The 16,821-nt window shown below is 67.5% G+C and carries 16 protein-coding genes; 7 read left to right on the forward strand and 9 right to left on the reverse strand.

Translation table 11 applies throughout. The features are described from left to right. Positions 1–4 precede the first annotated feature (4 nt). On the reverse strand, positions 5–547 hold the full coding sequence (locus IFT87_RS15685) for a DUF1003 domain-containing protein (protein WP_107931587.1): 543 nt from the start codon (positions 545–547) through the stop codon (positions 5–7). 113 nt (positions 548–660) lie between these two features. Here IFT87_RS15685 and IFT87_RS15690 point away from each other — a divergent pair, with 113 nt between their 5' ends. Then, positions 661–2,124 (forward strand): ATP-binding protein, encoded by a 1,464-nt coding sequence (locus IFT87_RS15690; RefSeq protein WP_192191213.1) that lies wholly within the window; start codon positions 661–663, stop codon positions 2,122–2,124. Here the strand turns inward: IFT87_RS15690 and IFT87_RS15695 are convergent, their stop codons facing one another. From IFT87_RS15695 to IFT87_RS15705, 3 genes are all read right to left on the reverse strand, one after another. Continuing rightward, complete coding sequence (locus IFT87_RS15695) at positions 2,125–2,409, reverse strand: DUF1294 domain-containing protein (protein ID WP_031440323.1); 285 nt, start codon at positions 2,407–2,409, stop codon at positions 2,125–2,127. It abuts the gene before it with no gap. A gap of 89 nt (positions 2,410–2,498) precedes the next feature. Beyond that, positions 2,499–2,741, reverse strand: coding sequence for a DUF2312 domain-containing protein (locus IFT87_RS15700; RefSeq protein WP_197975315.1), 243 nt, complete (start codon positions 2,739–2,741; stop codon positions 2,499–2,501). Positions 2,742–2,901: 160 nt separating this feature from the next. Continuing rightward, positions 2,902–3,210 (reverse strand): DUF1244 domain-containing protein, encoded by a 309-nt coding sequence (locus tag IFT87_RS15705; RefSeq protein WP_192191214.1) that lies wholly within the window; start codon positions 3,208–3,210, stop codon positions 2,902–2,904. An 80-nt stretch (positions 3,211–3,290) separates the two neighbouring features. Here IFT87_RS15705 and pyk point away from each other — a divergent pair, with 80 nt between their 5' ends. The 4 genes from pyk to IFT87_RS15725 all read left to right on the forward strand — a co-directional run bounded on the left by pyk (position 3,291) and on the right by IFT87_RS15725 (position 7,621). Beyond that, a complete protein-coding gene (gene pyk / locus IFT87_RS15710; RefSeq protein WP_056408891.1) occupies positions 3,291–4,754 on the forward strand; it encodes a pyruvate kinase in 1,464 nt (487 codons plus the stop codon). 85 nt (positions 4,755–4,839) lie between these two features. Then, positions 4,840–6,894: a carbon starvation CstA family protein gene (locus IFT87_RS15715; RefSeq protein WP_192191215.1), complete on the forward strand. Its 2,055-nt coding sequence runs from the start codon at positions 4,840–4,842 to the stop codon at positions 6,892–6,894. Continuing rightward, the gene (locus tag IFT87_RS15720) at positions 6,891–7,088 is read left to right on the forward strand and encodes a YbdD/YjiX family protein (RefSeq protein WP_037527929.1); all 198 of its coding nucleotides are present in this window, start codon (positions 6,891–6,893) and stop codon (positions 7,086–7,088) included. Before IFT87_RS15715 ends, IFT87_RS15720 begins: the two co-directional genes overlap by 4 nt. Further along, the gene (locus tag IFT87_RS15725; RefSeq protein ID WP_192191216.1) at positions 7,079–7,621 is read left to right on the forward strand and encodes a biliverdin-producing heme oxygenase; all 543 of its coding nucleotides are present in this window, start codon (positions 7,079–7,081) and stop codon (positions 7,619–7,621) included. The genes IFT87_RS15720 and IFT87_RS15725 overlap by 10 nt, the downstream gene beginning before the upstream one ends. Positions 7,622–7,624: 3 nt before the next feature. Here the strand turns inward: IFT87_RS15725 and IFT87_RS15730 are convergent, their stop codons facing one another. From IFT87_RS15730 to IFT87_RS15740, 3 genes are all read right to left on the reverse strand, one after another. Further along, complete coding sequence (locus IFT87_RS15730) at positions 7,625–9,751, reverse strand: histidine kinase dimerization/phosphoacceptor domain -containing protein (RefSeq protein WP_037527927.1); 2,127 nt, start codon at positions 9,749–9,751, stop codon at positions 7,625–7,627. A 71-nt stretch (positions 9,752–9,822) separates the two neighbouring features. Then, positions 9,823–10,815 carry a bile acid:sodium symporter family protein gene (locus tag IFT87_RS15735; protein WP_414711864.1) on the reverse strand — a complete coding sequence of 331 codons (993 nt, stop codon included), beginning with the start codon at positions 10,813–10,815 and terminating at the stop codon, positions 9,823–9,825. After that, a complete protein-coding gene (locus tag IFT87_RS15740) occupies positions 10,815–11,825 on the reverse strand; it encodes an adenosine deaminase (RefSeq protein WP_037527922.1) in 1,011 nt (336 codons plus the stop codon). The genes IFT87_RS15735 and IFT87_RS15740 overlap by 1 nt, the downstream gene beginning before the upstream one ends. Positions 11,826–11,974: 149 nt before the next feature. Here IFT87_RS15740 and IFT87_RS15745 point away from each other — a divergent pair, with 149 nt between their 5' ends. After that, positions 11,975–12,910 carry a DUF808 domain-containing protein gene (locus IFT87_RS15745; protein ID WP_031395057.1) on the forward strand — a complete coding sequence of 312 codons (936 nt, stop codon included), beginning with the start codon at positions 11,975–11,977 and terminating at the stop codon, positions 12,908–12,910. A 132-nt stretch (positions 12,911–13,042) separates the two neighbouring features. On the opposite strand, the gene IFT87_RS15750 is transcribed toward IFT87_RS15745, so the two are convergent. Then, positions 13,043–15,094, reverse strand: coding sequence for a S9 family peptidase (locus IFT87_RS15750; RefSeq protein ID WP_037527941.1), 2,052 nt, complete (start codon positions 15,092–15,094; stop codon positions 13,043–13,045). A gap of 57 nt (positions 15,095–15,151) precedes the next feature. On the opposite strand from IFT87_RS15750, the gene IFT87_RS15755 reads away from it, so the two are divergent. After that, positions 15,152–15,652 (forward strand): DNA-deoxyinosine glycosylase, encoded by a 501-nt coding sequence (locus tag IFT87_RS15755; RefSeq protein ID WP_056680637.1) that lies wholly within the window; start codon positions 15,152–15,154, stop codon positions 15,650–15,652. Here IFT87_RS15755 and IFT87_RS15760 read toward each other — a convergent pair. Next, positions 15,649–16,809, reverse strand: a complete 1,161-nt coding sequence (locus IFT87_RS15760; protein ID WP_037527918.1) for an alpha-hydroxy-acid oxidizing protein — start codon at positions 16,807–16,809, stop codon at positions 15,649–15,651. The two genes, IFT87_RS15755 and IFT87_RS15760, sit on opposite strands and share 4 nt — an antisense overlap. Positions 16,810–16,821 lie beyond the last annotated feature (12 nt).

Here is a 16,821-nt window from a genome sequence, read left to right on the forward strand (position 1 = left end):
GCTCTTAGGCTCCGGCACCCGATTTCGCCAGAGCATCGATTTTTCCCTCAATCGCGTCGAGCCGCGCGAGCACCAGATGGTCGATCTTGTGATGCACGCGCAAAATGTCGAGCTCGGCGCGCAGATTGGTCTCGTAATCGAGGCTCGCGGCGAGCCGGTCCTTCGCCGATTGCCGGTTCTGGCTCATCATGATGATCGGCGCCTGGATCGCCGCGACCGTCGACAGCAGCAGGTTGAGGAAGATGTAGGGATAGGGATCGAACGCCGCGTTGAAATGCGTGAGGATGTCCGAATTGAGGATCATCCAGCCGAGCAGCACCGCAGTGAACGCGATGATGAACCCCCACGACCCACCGACCGCCGCAACCCGGTCCGAGAGCCGCTCGCCGAACGTAGCGCGTTCGTCGGCCAGGTCGGCGGCGTCGCGGCTGACCGTGGTCCCCGCCTCGATCCCCGCGAGCACGCGGCGCTGCTCGTCGTTGAGCTCGCCGGGGGGCTTGCCGAGCAGGCGGTGCGAAAGATCGTCGAGCGGAGAGGATGTAGCCATGGCGAAAGGCGTAACCGCGATTGCGGATTAAGCCAGCGCGCAAAACCGCGCTTGCGACGAGACCCGCGAAAGACTCCTTGCCCCGATGCGCCCGCACCTGCCAAACGCGCGGCATGACGGTTAGCGTGAATATGGGCACCGACGGCAATGGTACGGCCGTCGGCGTCGACCTGGAGGAACTTCTCGCCACGCGCCTGCTGGTGCAGGGCAATTCGGGATCGGGAAAATCGCATCTGCTGCGCCGCCTGCTCGAACGGTCGGCGGGGCATGTACAGCAGATCGTGATCGACCCGGAGGGCGATTTCGTGACGCTCGCGGGACCGCATGGCCATGTCGTGATCGAGGCGGGCGACTATAGCGAACGCGAGATCGCGCGCATCGCCACCCGCCTGCGCGAACACCGGACGTCCGCGGTGCTCAGCCTCGAGGGACTCGAGGTCGAAGGGCAGATGCGCTGTGCCGCATCGTTCCTCTCCGCGCTGTTCGATGCGCCGCGCGAGCATTGGTATCCGGTGCTGGTGGTCGTCGACGAGGCGCAGATGTTCGCGCCCGTCACCGGCGGCGAAGTGTCCGAAGAGGTCCGCCGCGCATCGCTGGCGGCGATGACCAACCTGATGTGCCGCGGCCGCAAGCGTGGTCTCGCCGGCGTGATCGCGACTCAGCGTCTGGCCAAGCTCGCCAAGAACGTCGCGGCGGAAGCGTCGAACTTCCTGATGGGCCGCACCTTCCTCGACATCGACATGGCACGCGCTGCCGATCTGCTCGGCATGGAGCGGCGTCAGGCGGAGGCGATCCGCGACCTCCAGCGCGGCACCTTCATGGCGCTCGGCCCCGCGGTCTCGCGCCGCCCCATCACCGTGAAGATCGGCGACGTCGCCACCTCGGCGCGCAGCGGCAGCCCCAAGCTGACCCCGCTGCCGAGTGCCGCGCCGATGGACCTGCAGGACCTGCTCTCCGAGCCCGTGGTCGACGCGCCCGAACTCGGCCTGCTCTTCGATTCGCGGCCGCGGCGCGTGCCGGCGGACGAACTGCTCGACGGTATCGCCCGCCCGCCCGAGCCGCGCACCGCCGCGCCCCCGCCGCCCGAGAAGACCGACGACGAGGTCGAGGCGGTCTATGCCGACGTGTTCCGCGCGATCGTCGAGGATCCCGAATCGACGCTGCGCCCGCCCTCGGTGCTGTTCCAGGATTTCCAGGTGCGCTGCCGGATGGGCGGCCTCGCCAAGCCCCCGCTCGATCTGCCGGGCTTCGTCCGCCGGCTGAGCTGCGCGCGCGCCGGCATCTTCGACATGACCGACGAGGCGTGGACCGCGGCGCTCGATGTCGCCAGCGGGCTGCCCGACGACATGCTCGGCGCGTTCCTGCTGGTCGCACGCGCCGCACGCGAGGGCGAACCCTGCCCCTCAGACGCGCGCATCGCCGCGACCTATGGCACCAGCTCGCTTGGCCGGGTGAAGCGCCTGATCGGCTATATCGAGAGCCGCAACCTGATCGTCTGCCGCACAGACCTGGCGGGCAAGCGCTCGATCACGATCCCGGGACTCGGCTGGACGACGCTGCCGGCAGATGCGGCTTAACTAGAACGCGAAAGCGAAGACCAGTCCGGCGACCACGCCGATCTGCACGATCGCGATCATCTGCAGCCGGCCGACGAACGGCTGCTTGCGGGTCTTGTGGCGAAATCGACGGCGCGCCCAGAAGGCGCCGGGGCTGCCACCGAGCGCTGCGAACCAGAGCAAACGGGATTCGGGGATGCGCCATGCGCCACCCAGCGATCGGCGCTTATCCAACGCGAACGCAGCGACCGTGACCGCGTTGATCACCAGAAACAGAAATGACGCCGCCGCGATCGATACGAGCATGGCTCACTGGTACCGCGTCGACGTTGACGCGGCGTCCACCCCGGCGTCGATGACGCATCGCGAGGGAGACACCGCGCAGAGACCGATCGTCAGATCATCCCCAGAGCCTGGAGGTACACCTCGAGGATCGCCTCCTCCTCCTGATATTCTTCCTTCTTCTTCTTGCGGATCGACAGGATCTTGCGGATGGCCTTGGGGTCGTAGCCACGGCCCTTGGCCTCGGCCATCACGTCCTTGATGTCGTCCGCGATACCCTTCTTCTCTTCTTCGAGACGCTCGGCGCGCTCGATCAGCAGGCGCAGTTCGTCCGCTGCGACCGCGCCGCCGCCCATGCCGTGTTGGCGTTCGTCCGTCATGATACTCGTCCCCATTCGCTCGAAACACAGACCCGCATGCGGCGACCGGGGTCCCGAGGACCACCGATGAATCGCGCCGCTGCAAGTGCGGCGCCGCGTCTAGGCGGTAACCGTTCGCGGCTCAAGCGACCCCGGGTCAGACGACCGCATTCTTGGCGACGCTGGCCTTCATCCGTTCGAGCTGCTCGGGCGTGGCGTCGCCCTGATGATGCGCCTTCCACTGCGAATAGGGCATGCCGTACACAGCCTCGCGTGCCGCATCCTTGTCGAGACCACCGGCCTCCTCGACCCAGTCGGACAGGCAGTTGCGGCAAAATCCCGCCAGACCCATCAGGTCGATATTCTGCGCATCGTCGCGGTGGCGCAGGTGGCGGATCAGCCGGCGAAAGGCCTGCGCCGCTACGGCATCGTCGAGTGTGTCCAGCGTGTCGCTATCGTGGTTCATTCGTATGCTCCGTAGTTGATCCCACCGAGATAGGGTTTAAGGCCCGTGGCGGCAAAGACCTCCCCCAGGAAACGCAACGCATGACCATGGCCATCGCACCCCGCTCGCGCAAAGTCCGCATCCTCGCGACGCTAGGCCCTGCCAGCAGCACGCCCGAGATGATCGCGACGCTATTCCGCACCGGCGCCGACGCGTTCCGCATCAACATGAGCCACGGCGACCAGCAGTCGAAGATCGCGGTGATCCAGGCGATTCGCGCGTTGGAGAAGCAATATCGTCGTCCTTCGACGATCCTCGCCGATCTTCAGGGGCCCAAGCTGCGCGTCGGCAAGTTCGACGGCGGCCGCACGGTGCTCGAAACCGGCTCGACCTTCGTGCTCGACCGCGACACGACGCCGGGCGATGCGACCCGCGTCGAGCTGCCGCATGACGAGATCTTCGCCGCGATCGAGCCGGGCGCGCGCCTGCTGCTCGACGACGGCAAGCTCGTCCTGCGCGTCGTGTCGCACAGCCCGCGCGAGATCACGACGCGCGTCGAGGTCGGCGGTGCGCTGTCGAACAACAAGGGGCTGAACGTCCCCGACGTCGTCCTGCCGATGGCCGCGCTGACCGAGAAGGACCGCAGCGATCTCGACTTCGCGGTCGACCAGGGAGTCGACTGGATCGCGCTGTCGTTCGTCCAGCGCCCCGAGGATCTGTGGGAGGCACGCAAGCTGATCGGCGGCAAGGCCGCACTGCTCGCAAAGATCGAGAAGCCCGCCGCGATCGAGCGGCTCGAGGAGATCGTCGAGGCGTGCGACGGCGTGATGGTCGCGCGCGGCGATCTCGGTGTCGAAATGCCCCCGCAGGCGGTGCCGCCGCTGCAGAAGCGCATCGTCGAGGTGTCGCGTCGCATGGGCCGCCCGGTCGTGGTCGCAACGCAGATGCTCGAATCGATGATCACCTCGCCCTCGCCGACGCGTGCCGAGGTCTCGGACGTCGCGACCGCGGTCTATGACGGTGCCGATGCGATCATGCTGTCGGCGGAAAGCGCCGCGGGCGCATGGCCGGTCGAATCGGTCGCGATGATGGACGCGATCGGCGTGTCGGTCGAGGCCGATCCCGAGCATGGCGACCGCATGCACTTCACCGTGATGAAGCCCGATCCGACGACGGCCGACGCGCTGGCCGAGGCGGCGAAGAACATCGCCGCGACGGTATCTGCGGTCGCGATCATCTGCTTCACCACCTCGGGCTCGACCGCACGGCGGATCGCGCGCGAGCGGCCTTCGGTGCCGCTGCTGGTGCTGACGCCGAGCCAGGACACTGCGCGCCGCCTCGGCCTGTTGTGGGGCACGCATGCGGTCCACACCCGCGACGTCGAGTCGTTCGAGGACATGGTCGCCAAGTCGAAGCGCATGGCGCTGCGCCACGGCATGGCGAAGGCGGGCGACCGCGTGATCGTGCTCGCGGGCGTGCCGTTCCGTACGCCGGGTTCGACCAACGTGCTGCATGTCGTGCGGATCGTCGGCGACGAGCTGAAGGGCCACCACTCGCAGGTCTGAGGCGGCTCCCCCAAGCGCTCCCCCCTAGCGCTCCTCCGCCAAATCCGCGATGGCTGGTACAAGGACCGGACGGGGGAGCAACCGCATGACGTTACGCGAAAAGATCGGCTGGGGTGCGATGAGCCTGCTCGGGGCGTGCGCGCTCGCGGTGGTGGCGTTCCAGCGCGGCGAGCATGTCAACGCGCTGTGGATTGTCGCCGCGTCGGTCTCGGTCAATTTGATCGCCTATCGCTTCTACGCCCGCTATATCGCGCGCAACGTCATGCAGCTCGATGCGACGCGGCCGACCCCGGCCATCCGCCGCGCGGACGGGCTCGATTATGTCGCGACCGACCGCAACGTCCTGTTCGGTCACCATTTCGCCGCGATCGCCGGCGCCGGACCGCTGGTCGGGCCGGTGCTCGCCGCGCAGATGGGCTATCTCCCCGGCACGCTCTGGATCCTCGCCGGCGTCGTGCTCGCAGGCGCGGTGCAGGACTTCATGATCCTGTTCATCTCGATGCGCCGCGACGGGCGGTCGCTCGGCGAGCTGATCCGCATGGAAATGGGTGCGGTGGCAGGCACGATCGCGCTGATCGGTGCCTTTGCGATCATGGTCATCATCCTCGCGGTGCTCGCGCTGATCGTCGTGCGCGCGCTCGCGGGCAGCCCCTGGGGGCTGTTCACCGTCGCGGCGACGATCCCGCTCGCCGTCGCGATGGGGATCTACACGCGCTGGATCCGTCCGGGGCGCATTGGCGAAGTCTCGATCCTCGGCGTCATCGGGCTGCTGCTCGCGATCGTCTATGGCGGCCAGGTCGCCGAGTCCGCCTTCTGGGGCCCGGTCTTCACGCTGACCCCGGTCCAGCTGTGCATCCTGATGGTCGGATACGGCGCGGTCGCGTCGGTTCTGCCGGTCTGGCTGCTGCTCGCCCCGCGTGACTATCTGTCGACCTTTCTCAAGATCGGCGCGATCGTCGCGCTGGCTATCGGCATTGCGGTCGTCGCACCGCCGCTGCGCATGCCCGCGCTCACCAAGTTCATCGACGGCAGTGGTCCGGTCTGGTCGGGCGGGCTGTTCCCGTTCCTGTTCATCACGATCGCCTGTGGTGCAGTCTCTGGCTTCCACGCGCTGATCGCCAGCGGCACCACGCCCAAGCTGATCGCCAGCGAAGGTGACGCGCCGTTCATCGGCTATGGCGCGATGCTGATGGAAAGCTTCGTCGCGATCATGGCGCTGGTCGGCGCGACGATCCTCGATCCCGGCATCTACTTCGCGATGAACAGCCCCGCCGCGGTGCTCGGCACCGACGCGGCGTCGGCGGCCGCCGCGGTCACCAACATGGGCTTTGCAATCACGCCAGAAGCGCTGGCGCAGGCCGCGCGCGATGTCGGTGAGACGACGATCATCAGCCGCACCGGCGGCGCGCCGACGCTGGCGGTCGCGATGGCGGAGATCTTCAGCAACCTGATCGGTGGTCAGGCGATGAAGGCGTTCTGGTACCACTTCGCGATCCTGTTCGAGGCGCTGTTCATCCTGACCGCGGTCGATGCCGGCACGCGCGCCGGGCGCTTCATGCTGCAGGACCTGATCGGGCTCGTGGTGCCGTCGTTCCGCAATGCCTCGGCGATCGGGCCGGGCATCGTCGCGACCGCGCTGTGCGTCACGGCCTGGGGTTTCTTCCTCTATCAGGGCGTCACCGATCCACTCGGCGGCGTGAACACGCTGTGGCCGCTATTCGGCATCTCGAACCAGATGCTCGCCGCGGTCGCGCTAATCCTGGCCACGGTCGTGCTGTTCCGGATGAAGCGCCAGCGTTATGCCTGGGTGACGATCCTGCCCGCCGCATGGCTGTGCCTGTGCACGATCACCGCGGGGCTGCTGAAGCTGTTCTCGAGCGATCCGAAGGTCGGCTTCCTCGCGCATGCGTCCAAGTTCGCGGACGCTGCGGCGCGCGGCGAGATCCTGGCGCCCGCCAAGACGATGGCGGAGATGCAGCGGATCATCTTCAACGACCGCATCGACGCGGCGCTGATCGCGCTGTTCCTCGGCGTCGTCGTGTCGATCCTTGCCTTCGGCATCCGCAGCTGCCGCGCGGCGCTGAAGGTCGATCGCCCGACCGTGACCGAGGTTCCGCCCATGCTGGTCCCGGCCGAATGACGCCGCGGATCCGGCATCTGCTGGCACGCGCGCGGGAGACCGCGCTGATGATGGTCGGCCAGCCCTCCTACGCCGCCTATCTGCAGCACATGGCCGAGAATCACCCCGGCCATGCGGCGATGGATCCCGCGGCGTTCTTCCGTGACCGCGAACAGGCGCGCTACGGCGGCAAGGGCGGTGGCCGATGCTGCTGAACGACCCGCCACGCTCGATCGTCGCCGCGCTGCGCAGCGAGACCGGCGGCGATCACGACCGCGTCGACACAGCCTATGGCAACTTCGACCTCGCCGCGCCCGACAGCTATCGCGCGTTCCTCCATGCGCACGCGCGCGCGCTTCCTGCAGCCGAGGACGCGCTCGCCGCCGTCCCGGGCCTGCCCCCCTTCCGCCCCCGCACGCCCCTCCTCGCCGCCGACCTCGCGGCGCTGGACGAGGCGATGCCGCCACCGCTGCCCTTCGCGCTGCCCGCGGGCGACGCCGCCGCCTGGGGCGCGCTCTATGTCGTGGAAGGGTCGCGGCTCGGCGGCATCATGCTTGCGCGCACCGTGCCCGACGGGCTTCCGATCGCCTATCTCGGCGCGCGGCATCTGTCGGGCGAATGGCGCGAGCTGCTCGGCGCGCTCGACAACGCTGCGACGCTTGCGGGATCGGACGTCTGGATCGACGAGGCGATCACCGGCGCGCGCGCGACCTTCGACCTGTACCGCCGCGCCGCCGCCGCGCGCTAAGCCTCAATCCTCGATCGGGGCGGTCATGATCACGCGTAGCCCGGGCATGTTGTCCTGCTGCGCGATCGATCCCGACAGACGTCCGACCACCGCGTTCATCATCCGGCTGCCGAACCCGACGCGCGTGCCGGTCTGACCAACGCCCTTGTCCGCGACGATCAGCCGGATCTGGTTGCGATATTGCTCGAGCGCGATCAGGATCGGCCCGGGCTGTCCGCCATAAGCATATTTGCTGGCATTGATGACGAGCTCGGTCAGGATCAGCCCGACATTGACCGCACGGTCGGTCGGCATCAGCACCGGTGCCAGGTCGAGCCGCATCTGCGCGCCCCATTCCTGCCCCAGCGTCCCCTTCATGTCGCCCGCCAGTTCCTCAAGATAGCGCGCGAGGTCGACCGACTGGACCTGGTCGTCGCGGTACAGGCGCCGATGCACCAGCGCGACCGCAGACAGCCGTGCCTGCGCCTCGGCAAGATGCGCGGTGACGTTGGCGTCGCCCGCCGCCTTGGCCTGCAGTGCGAGAAACGCGGAGACCATCTGCAGGCTGTTCTGCACACGGTGATTGACCTCCTTCATCAGGACGTCCTTCTGCTCGATCAGCACGTCCTTTTCGGCCAGCGTCCGCTGCAATTCGCGGTTGAGCGCGCGCATCCGGTTGCTCGCATAGCTGTCGTGGAACATCCGACGCAGGCGATAGCCGGCCTCGATCTCCTCGAGCGACCAGCGCCGCGATTCGCCGCGCACCTCTTCGGTCCATGACGCGAACGACGTGCGCGGCGTCAGCTGTTCAGCGGGATCGCCCGACGTCGCCTTATGCGGATTGCCTGCCCATTCGATCTCGGTGATCCGCTCGGCGCGGAACCACAACAGCACCGCGCCCTCGTCGATCAGCGGCATCGCAAGCAGCCCGCTCGCCTTCGACCGATAGCGTTCCGCAGGCGGGTAGAGCGTCGACAGCGCATGCGTCGCAACGATGTCGCCTGTCCCGCGGCTGCGGATCCACTCGACCAGGTCCAGTACGTCTCTGTCGTCCGGACACTGGCCGTCGCGCTGCACCGCGCCGTGCTGGACGAGCGCGAAGCCGTCGCTCGCCAGCATCCGGCGCAGGTCGTCGCCGACCGCCGCCGCGGTCCGCTGTGCGCTGCCCTCGGTGGCCATCTTGAGCACGACGACGTCTTCCACCGACCGCAGCCGCAGGCGTTCGCGGTATCCCTCGGCCTCCTCCTTCGCGCGGATCTGTCGGGCGAGGCTGCTCGCCAGCGTGCTCGCGGTCGCGCGGATATCGGGCGCCAGCGTCCGCGGCGTCATGCTGTGGCAGGCGATCATCCCCCACAACAGCCCGTCCTTGACGATCGAGATCGACGCGGACGCCGCGACGCCCATGTTGGTCATGTAGCGCAGATGGATCGGCGACACACTGCGCAGCGCGACGTCGCTCAGGTCGAGCCTCTCGAACCCGGCGGGGCGCAGGATCGCGGGTGTATAGACCGCATGCGGGATCGCGCGCGTCCGGTTACGGACATACAGCGCGCGCGCCTGTTTCGGGATGTCGGTCGCAGGAAAATGATGGTTGAGGAAGCTGTGCAACGCGGGATCGCGATCTTCCGCCATCACGCGCCCTGATTCATCGTCGAGAAAGCGATAGACCATGACGCGATCGAACCCGGTCAGAGTCCGGAACGCGACCGCCGCCTGCTCGCACAGCGCCTGGAGATTGCCCGACCGCTCGAACGCGGTCGCCATCGAATCCAGCCAGCCGAGCACAGTCGCGGCGCTCGACGGCGCCGTCGTGGCGGGCTCGAGCTCGACGAGGACGTGTTCCTCGCTCGCATGCAGGACCATGTGGAACTGCTCGCTGGTACCCGCGACCAGCGTGCCGACGGCAGCGCCGATCATGCTGCCGCGCCCCGATCGCTCCGCCAGCAGCGCGGCAACGTCCTGGCCGATCAGCGTCGCGAGGTCTGCGCCCAGCCAGTCGGGGGTCAGCCGCGTCTCGATATCGCCCGCGCCCGCAACGACGCGCAGGCTCGCCGCATCGGCGACGAGCAACAGCCCGTGCGGCTGGATCGCGCCGGGAATGTGTATGGGCTCCCGATCGCAGGCCGTAAGGTCCAACGCGGTATCAGTCACAGATGCTGGGCCTTTCCGTCAAGCCGCGACCATGTCGTTTCGCGCGTGGAAAAGCAAATAAGCCAAGGCAGTTACGCCACCGGTGCCATCGCCTCCACGCGCGCATCAGCCCGGTCTGCATAGCGGCGCGCGATAACCGCACAGGCGATCAGCTGGATCTGGTGGAACAGCATCAGCGGCAACAGGATCACACCGACCTGCGCCGCAGGGAACAGCACGCCGGCCATCGGCACCCCCGACGCCAGGCTCTTCTTCGACCCACAGAACAGCAACACGATCGCATCCTCGCGCGGCAATCGCATCAGCCGCGCGATGGTCAGCGTCAGCGCCAGCACGATGGCCAGCAGGGCACAGGAGAGCAGCCCGATCAGGAGCAGGTCGCCGAGCGACACCCGGCTCCACAGCCCCTCGACCACCGCCGCGCCGAACGCGCCATAGACGACGAGCAGGATTGATCCGCGATCGACGATCGTCAGCATCGCCTTGCGCCGCGTCACCCATGCGCCGATCCAGGGCCGCAGCACATGCCCCGCCACGAACGGCACGAGCAGCTGGACGATGATCGTCTCGACGCTCTCGATCGACATCCCGCCGGCATTGCCTGCGTTCCGCATCAGCAGCGCGACCAGCGCGGGGGTGATCAGTATGCCGAGCAGGTTGGAAAAGGATGCGCTGCAGACAGCGGCCGCGACATTGCCGCGCGCGATCGCGGTAAAGGCGATCGACGATTGCACCGTCGAGGGCAGCAGCGTCAGGAACAGCACGCCCGTCGCCATCCGCGCGTCGACGAAGGGCAGCGCAGTCAGCCCGAGCCCGAGCGCAGGGAAGGCAACAAACGTCACCCCCAGCACGGCGAGGTGAAGCGGCCAGTTGCGCAGCCCGTCCCAGATCGCCGCACGCGACAATTTCGCGCCGTGCAGGAAGAACAGCAGGAAGATCGCGACGTCGGCGACATAGCCGACGATCGTCGCCGCCTGTCCCCGCGCCGGCACCAGGCTCGCCAGCACGACGGTGCCGAGCAGCATCAGGATGAACGGCTCGAAGATCGATAGGAAGCGCCGGATCACGGATGCGCGGTCACATAGGCCTCGAGGGTCGCCAGATGCCCGGCGATCGCCTCGTCGTCGAGGAAACTGCCGAGGAAGCTGTTGCGCGCCAGCGTCACGATCTGCCCGCGCGACAGGTTACGCGCACGCGCAGTCTGACGGTAGTTCTCGCCGATATAGCCGCCGAAATAAGCCGGGTCGTCCGAATGGATCGTTGCACGCAGGCCGAGATCGAGCATCCTGTCGATCGGATGGTCCTCGATCCGGTCGACGTTGCGCAGCGCGACGTTCGAAAGCGGGCACACGGTCAGCGTCATCGCCTCGCGCGCGAGCCGCGCGACCAGCACCGGATCCTCGAGCGCACGGTTGCCGTGATCGATCCGGTCGACGCGCAGGATGTCGAGCGCTTCGTGGATATAGGCGGGCGGGCCCTCCTCGCCGGCATGCGCGCACAGCAGCAGCCCGGCTTCCGCCGATGCCTCGAACACGCGCGCGAACTTCGACGGCGGATGCCCCATCTCGGACGAATCGAGCCCGACGCCGATCATCTGGTCGAGCCAGGGCTCGGCCTGTTCGAACGTCCTGAACGCATCCTCCTCGTCGAGATGCCGCAGATAGCTCATGATCAGGCCGATGCTCATCCCGTGCTTCGCCCGCGCCGCATCGATCCCCGCGAACAGGCCGTTGGCGACGACGTCGAACGGGATACCGCGATGCGTGTGCGTCTGCGGATCGAAGAAGATCTCGGCATGGACGACGCCGTCCTGCGCGACCCGGTCGAAATAGGCGAGCGCCAGATCGTGGAAATCCTCCTCGGTCTGCAGCACCGCCGCGCCCGCATAATAGATGTCGAGAAACGTCTGGAGGTTGGTGAAGCTGTAGGCGGCGCGCACGTCCTCGACGCTCTTGAACGGGATCGCGACCTTGTTGCGTTCGGCGAGCGCGAACATCAGCTCGGGCTCAAGGCTGCCCTCGATATGCAGATGCAGTTCGGCCTTGGGCAGGTTGGTGATGAAGTCGTCTGTCATGCTCGATCCCGTCGTGATGTGCGTCACCGCGCAACCATTCCGCGCGTCACGCACTTTGCGCAAGGTCGAAACCCGTTGCATGACATCGCTGTCACGTTACCGCGGACCGGCTATTGCCGCCTCTTACCGATCACGCGAAGGACCCATCGATGCCCACAGGACTGGTCGCACTGCTCGACGACATTGCCGGGATCACCAAGCTGGCCGCGGCCAGCCTCGACGATATCGGTGCCGCGACCGGCAAGGCGGGCAGCAAGGCGATCGGCGTGGTGGTCGACGATGCCGCGGTCACGCCACGTTACATGGTCGGATTCTCGCCCAAGCGCGAATTGCCGATGATCGGGAAGATCGCGCTCGGCTCGTTCCGCAACAAGCTGCTCTTCATCCTGCCCGCCGCGCTCGCGCTGAGCGCGTTCGCACCCTGGGCGCTGACCCCGCTGTTGATGATCGGCGGGACCTATCTCTGCTTCGAGGGTGCGGAGAAGATCCTCGAGGCGCTCGGCGGCGGCCATGCCGAAGCCGAAGCCACCGCCCCGATCGATCCGAAGACGCTCGAGGACCAGAAGGTGTCGGGCGCGATCCGCACCGATTTCATCCTGTCGGCGGAGATCATGGTGATCGCGCTGTCGGACGTTGCCGCCGAACCGATCTGGGAACAGGCGATCGTGCTTGCGCTGGTCGGCGTCGCGATCACGATCCTCGTCTACGGCGTCGTCGCGCTGATCGTGAAGATGGACGATATCGGCCTGCACCTGACCGAGCGGAAAAGCCCGGCCGTGCAAGCGTTCGGCCGCGGCCTGGTCAAGGGCATGCCGGTCGTCATGTCGGTGCTGTCGGTCGTCGGCACCGCGGCGATGGTCTGGGTCGGCGGACAGATCATCGTCCACGGGATCGAGGATTTCGGGCTGACGACGATCCCGCACTTCATCCACGATGCCGCCGCGGGCGCCGCCGCCGCGGTGCCGGTCGCCAAGGGCGTAGTGAACTGGGTGGTCAACGCCGCATTGTCGGGCGTGGTCGGCCTCATCCTCGGCGGCGCGATCGCACTTGGTCTCCACGCGGTGAAGAAGCCGAAGGCGCATTGAGCCACCCCCTCCCGTCATCCTGACGAAAGTCAGGATCCAGAGCCAGGAACGTCAGCGTCCGTTACCCTGGATCCTGACTTTCGTCAGGATGACGGCGTGGGGGGAACAGCCCCCCGGCAACCGATGCGCCCCCTATTTCGCCGTCCACTTGTCCATCCAGCCGATCACCTCGCCATACCATTGCAGGCTGTTCTTCGGCTTCAGCACCCAGTGATTCTCGTTCGGGTTGACCAGCAACCGTGACGGAATCCCCCGCCGCTGCAACGCGGTGAAGCTCGCGAGCCCCTGCGTATAGGGAATGCGGAAATCTTTCTCGCCGGTGATCACCAGCATCGGCGTCTTCCAGTTGGCGACGTAGTTGACCGGGTTCCATTTCTCGAACGCGGCAGGATCCTCGTAATAGGTCTTCCCGCCATGCTCCCACTCGTCGAACCACAGCTCTTCGGTCTCGTACGCCATCGCACGCGCATCGAAGACGCCGTCATGCTGGACGATGCACTTGAACCGGTCGGGCCACTTCCCCTCGATCCAGTTCATCATATAGCCGCCGTACGACGCACCGAGCGCGCAGGCGCGGTCGCCGTCAAGCCAGCCGAATTTGGCGGTCGCCGCCGCCAGCCCCTTTTGCAGATCCTCGAGCGGCCAGCCGCCCCAATTGTTGCTGATCGCGTCGGTGAAGGCCTGGCCGTACCCCGTCGACCCGTGGAAATCGACCGCGACCAGCCCGTAGCCCGCGCCCGCGAACACCGCCGGGTTCCAGCGATAGGACCAGCTGTTGTTGCTCGACCCCTGCGGGCCACCGTGCACCATATAGGCGACAGGGACCTTACCCGTGCTGCCATAGGGCTTCACCGCATAGCCCCAAACGGTGTCTTCGTTCGCGCCCTTGAAGTTGAACCGCGTGACAGTCGGCATGTCGATGCCCGCGAGCTTTCCCGCGTTGACCGAGGTCAGCCGCTCGGGCTTCGGCATCCGCGTGCCCTTCACCGCCAGCGCATAGAAGTCGTCGGGTGCGGTCAGGCTGCTGATCGCGACGACGACGCCCCTGGGCGTTGGCACGACCGCACCGACATGCCCTTCCTGCGTCAGCCGCGTCACCTTGCCCGTCACGGGATCGACCGCGAACACCGGCGTCTCCTGCGTGTCGTCCGCGGTGACGTAGATACGTTTGCTGTCGGGGCTCCATGCGATTGACGCAACCGAGCGATCCCAGCCCTGCGTTACCGCGCGCACCTGACCGCTGGCCAGATCACGCGTCATAAGCACCTGGCGATCCGCCTCGAACCCGGCGCGCGCCATCGCGAACCAGGCGAGCGTGCGGCCATCGGGCGACACCGTCGGCAGATTGTCCATGCCGGTGTTCGCCGCCGTCAGGTTGACCGGCGCTGCGGAACCGTCCGCGGGGACCGAGAAGATGTCGAGATTGGTCGACGTCGCTTCGATCCGCCCCGCCTCGCGCAGTGCGAAATACAGCGTCCGGCCGTCCGCGCTCCACGACACTTCCTCGCCGCCGCCGAACGGCTTGGACGGCGCATCGCCGATCAGACCGCGCGTCACCGCGACGCCGTCGCCGGCTGCGCCTGCGGCCGTCAGCGGCAGCACGAACAGCTGCGACCGGTCGCCGTTCGACCATGTGTCCCAGTGCCGCACGAACAGCTGGTCATAGGTCCGCCCCGCCCCGGCATTCGGGTCCTTCTTGACGATCGCGGGCGCAAGGCTCGGCGCGCCGGGCTTGCGATCGGCCCAGATCACCAGCTTGTCGCCGGTCGGTGCGACCTTGAACCCGCCAAAGCCGCCCTCGAAGCTCGTCAGCTTGCGCGGCGTGCCGCCAGCGATCCCGATCGACCAGACCGCGTCGCTGCCGCCCTTGTCCGACTGGTAATAGACGGTTGCGCCATCGGCGGAGAATTGCGCGCCGGTCTCGTTCACATCGGCTTCGGCGATCAGCGGCTCGGGTTTCGCACCCTTGCGCGTCAGGTCGAGCCGCCACAGGTCGAACCGCCCGCGATCGGCGGCGAGATCGGTCTCGCGCTGTTCCCAGACCAGCCAGCGGCCGTCCTTCGACACGGCGGGCGAGGACACGCGCGACAGCTTGACGACATCGTCGATGGTCAGCTGGCGGGCGGTGGCGGGGGCGCTTGCAAGAGCGAGCACGGCGAGGCTTGCGGACAGCAGGATCTTCATGCGCGTCTGCATAGAATGCTTGCACGATCGCGCGCAATCGCCACGTTGTCGCGCACGATGACGCGTAAATCCTCCTTCCCGCCCGTGGCCGCCGCCGATGCGCGGCTGCTCGTCCTCGGCAGCCTGCCCGGCGACCGTTCGCTCGCCGAAGCTCGCTATTATGCGCATCCGCAGAACCAGTTCTGGGCGCTGATGTCGGGCGTGGTGGCGCGCGATCTCGTCGCGCTGGCCTATGACGAGCGACTGGCCGCCTTGCGCGATGCGGGCGTGGCGCTGTGGGACGTGATCGGGTCGGCGCACCGCATCGGTAGCACCGACGCCGCGATCCTCGATGCGCAGGACAATGCGGTCGCCGAGCTGGTCGCGCGCCTGCCCGATCTCCGCGCGATCGCGTTCAACGGCGCAACCGCGTTGAAGCTCGGCCTCAGACAGGGGCTCGGAACGCTCGGCCCGCAGATCGTCGCGCTGCCCTCGAGCAGCCCGCTCCACACGATCGGCCGCGCCGCCAAGCAGCCCGCCTGGGACGCGCTCGCCCCCTTCCTCGCCGTGTCGCGCTAGATCCGCACCGCGCCCGCCGCACGGACATCGGCGATCGTCGGCCAGCCATTCACCGCCATCAGCAGATCCGCCTCCGCCAGCAGGCACCGCAACACATGCGCCGCCCCCGCCGCCCCATCGAGCGCGAGGCCATAGGCATAGGGCCGCCCGACGCCCACGGCACGCGCGCCGAGCGCGATCGCCTTCACCACGTCGCTGCCCGACCGGATCCCTGAATCGAACAGCACGGGCACGTCGCCCGCCGCCGCGACCACGCCCGGCAGCATGTCGATCGCCGCGATTCCGCCATTGGCCTGGCGCCCGCCATGGTTCGAACAATAGATCGCATCCGCTCCCGCATCGATCGCGCGCCGCGCATCGTCGGGATGGCAGATCCCCTTCAGGATCAGCGGCAATGTCGTCAGCGAGCGCAGCCACGCCATGTCGTCCCAGGTCAGCACCTTGCCGAACACGCCTGCCCATTGCCGCACCGCAGCCGCGCCATCCTCCTCGGGCGGCTTGGCGAGCATCGCGCGAAAGACGGGGTCTGAGAAATAGTTCATCAGCACCGCGCCGCGCAGCTGCGGGAAGTTCGCGACGTTCAGGTCGCGCGGCCGCCATCCCGTCACCCAGGTGTCGAGCGTGACGACGATCCCCTTATACCCCGCCGCCTCGGCCCGGCGCACCAGGCTCTCGGCCAGCGCCTTGTCCTTGGGCGTGTAGAGCTGGAAGAACCCCGGCGTCTCGCCCAGCGCCCCCGCCACGCTTTCGAGCGGATCGTTCGACAGCGTCGACGCCATCAGCGGCACCCCCGTCTCGGCCGAGGCGCGCGCGGCGGCGAGATCGCCGTGACCGTCCTGCGTGCAGATTCCGATCACCCCGACCGGCGCCATGAAGACCGGGCTCGGCAGCCGCATCCCGAACAGCTCGACCGACAGGTCGCGCCTGCTGCAATCGACCATCATCCGCGGCGTCATGCCCCAGTGGCGGAACGCATGTGCATTGTTGTCCTGCGTGAATTCGTCGCCGCAGCCGCCCTGGACATAGCCCAGCACCGATGGCGGCATCGCCGCGCTCGCGCGCTGTTCGAGCGTCGCGTAATCGACCGGCAGCTTCGGGATCACGCCGCTCAGACCGGCGTTGTAAATCGCGTTCTGGTAATCGCCGAAATGCGGCATCCGCCTACTCCT

The sequence above is a fragment of the Sphingomonas sp. CFBP 8765 genome, assembly GCF_014841445.1.
GTDB lineage: Bacteria > Pseudomonadota > Alphaproteobacteria > Sphingomonadales > Sphingomonadaceae > Sphingomonas > Sphingomonas aerolata.

What these genes read in the sequence shown, in the direction of transcription:
- pyk (WP_056408891.1), top strand. Translation starts at nt 3,291, where the DNA reads ATGACCATGGCCATCGCACCCCGCTCGCGCAAAGTCCGCATCCTCGCG.
- IFT87_RS15690 (WP_192191213.1), top strand. Translation starts at nt 661, where the DNA reads ATGACGGTTAGCGTGAATATGGGCACCGACGGCAATGGTACGGCCGTC.
- IFT87_RS15750 (WP_037527941.1), bottom strand. Translation starts at nt 15,094, where the DNA reads ATGAAGATCCTGCTGTCCGCAAGCCTCGCCGTGCTCGCTCTTGCAAGC.
- IFT87_RS15745 (WP_031395057.1), top strand. Translation starts at nt 11,975, where the DNA reads ATGCCCACAGGACTGGTCGCACTGCTCGACGACATTGCCGGGATCACC.
- IFT87_RS15720 (WP_037527929.1), top strand. Translation starts at nt 6,891, where the DNA reads ATGACGCCGCGGATCCGGCATCTGCTGGCACGCGCGCGGGAGACCGCG.
- IFT87_RS15695 (WP_031440323.1), bottom strand. Translation starts at nt 2,409, where the DNA reads ATGCTCGTATCGATCGCGGCGGCGTCATTTCTGTTTCTGGTGATCAAC.
- IFT87_RS15715 (WP_192191215.1), top strand. Translation starts at nt 4,840, where the DNA reads ATGACGTTACGCGAAAAGATCGGCTGGGGTGCGATGAGCCTGCTCGGG.
- IFT87_RS15700 (WP_197975315.1), bottom strand. Translation starts at nt 2,741, where the DNA reads ATGGGCGGCGGCGCGGTCGCAGCGGACGAACTGCGCCTGCTGATCGAG.
- IFT87_RS15705 (WP_192191214.1), bottom strand. Translation starts at nt 3,210, where the DNA reads ATGAACCACGATAGCGACACGCTGGACACACTCGACGATGCCGTAGCG.
- IFT87_RS15760 (WP_037527918.1), bottom strand. Translation starts at nt 16,809, where the DNA reads ATGCCGCATTTCGGCGATTACCAGAACGCGATTTACAACGCCGGTCTG.
- IFT87_RS15685 (WP_107931587.1), bottom strand. Translation starts at nt 547, where the DNA reads ATGGCTACATCCTCTCCGCTCGACGATCTTTCGCACCGCCTGCTCGGC.
- IFT87_RS15725 (WP_192191216.1), top strand. Translation starts at nt 7,079, where the DNA reads ATGCTGCTGAACGACCCGCCACGCTCGATCGTCGCCGCGCTGCGCAGC.
- IFT87_RS15740 (WP_037527922.1), bottom strand. Translation starts at nt 11,825, where the DNA reads ATGACAGACGACTTCATCACCAACCTGCCCAAGGCCGAACTGCATCTG.
- IFT87_RS15755 (WP_056680637.1), top strand. Translation starts at nt 15,152, where the DNA reads ATGACGCGTAAATCCTCCTTCCCGCCCGTGGCCGCCGCCGATGCGCGG.